At 63.6% G+C, this 907-nt stretch carries 1 protein-coding gene and 1 pseudogene; both read right to left on the bottom strand.

All coding sequences use genetic code 11. The features are described 5' to 3' along the window. Positions 1-112, bottom strand: a pseudogene (locus NS220_RS18740) (50S ribosomal protein L7/L12); the annotation flags it as partial. 38 nt (positions 113-150) lie between these two features. Then, a complete protein-coding gene (rplJ, locus tag NS220_RS18735; protein ID WP_013585571.1) occupies positions 151-666 on the bottom strand; it encodes a 50S ribosomal protein L10 in 516 nt (171 codons plus the stop codon). Positions 667-907: the final 241 nt, after the last annotated feature.

The raw sequence follows: 907 nt of genomic DNA, 5'->3' as shown, positions 1-907 counted from the left end.
CGGCGGCGGTGACGTCGAAGGTCTCCTCGAACGCCTTGACGAACTCGGACAGCTCGATGAGCGTGAGCTCCTTGAACGCGTCGAGCAGCTCTTCGGTGCTGAGCTTAGCCATGTTGTATCTCCTTGATCGGGTTAATCAGCCGGGCCGGGTCAGGCCGCGGTGTCCTGCTTCTCGCGCAGCGCGTCGACCGTGCGAACGGCCTTCGACGGAAGCGCCTGGAAGACGTATGCCGCCTTGGTCATCGTCGCCTTCATCGCACCGGCGAGCTTCGCCAGCAGGACTTCACGGCTTTCGAGATCGGCGAGCTTGTTGACCTCATCCGCGGTCAGAGCGGCGCCATCGAAGTAGCCGCCCTTCACCACGAGCTGAGGGTTAGCCTTGGCGAAGGCACGCAGGCCCTTCGCGACGGCGACGGGGTCGCCGTGCACGAACGCGATGGCAGACGGGCCCTTGAGCTCGTCGTCCAGTCCCGTGACCCCCGCGTTGGCAGCGGCGATCTTGGTCAGCGTGTTCTTCACCACGGCGTAATCCGCGTCCTGACGGATGTCGTTGCGCAGCTGCTTGAGCTGGGCAACCGTCAGACCGCGGTACTCGGTCAGCAGAACGGCGGTCGAGTTCTCGAAGTTCTTCGTGAGCTCGGCGACCGATGCATCCTTCTGCGCCATGGCCACTCCTTGTGTGTACGAGGCGCTCCGCGGAGGCGGGGCGCCGGCCGAAGACACCGGGGTCTGGGCAAAAAGAAGAGCTCCGGCGCAGGCGCACGGAGCTCGGAAGAGATTCGTTTACCTGCGTAGGTCCCCTGCTTTTCAGCAGACGCTTCGATCGACATGCAAGCACGACGATGACCGACGGTCTTTGGCTTGGTCTCCACTGTACCCGACGCCGCCCAAGTCCTGTCTCTTATAC

The sequence above is a fragment of the Microbacterium testaceum genome (assembly GCF_001476655.1).
Classification (GTDB): domain Bacteria; phylum Actinomycetota; class Actinomycetes; order Actinomycetales; family Microbacteriaceae; genus Microbacterium; species Microbacterium testaceum_C.
This window is presented reverse-complemented; position numbering and strand designations above follow the sequence as displayed.

Coding starts and splice junctions, on each gene's coding strand:
- rplJ (WP_013585571.1), bottom strand. CDS start 666: ATGGCGCAGAAGGATGCATCGGTCGCCGAGCTCACGAAGAACTTCGAG.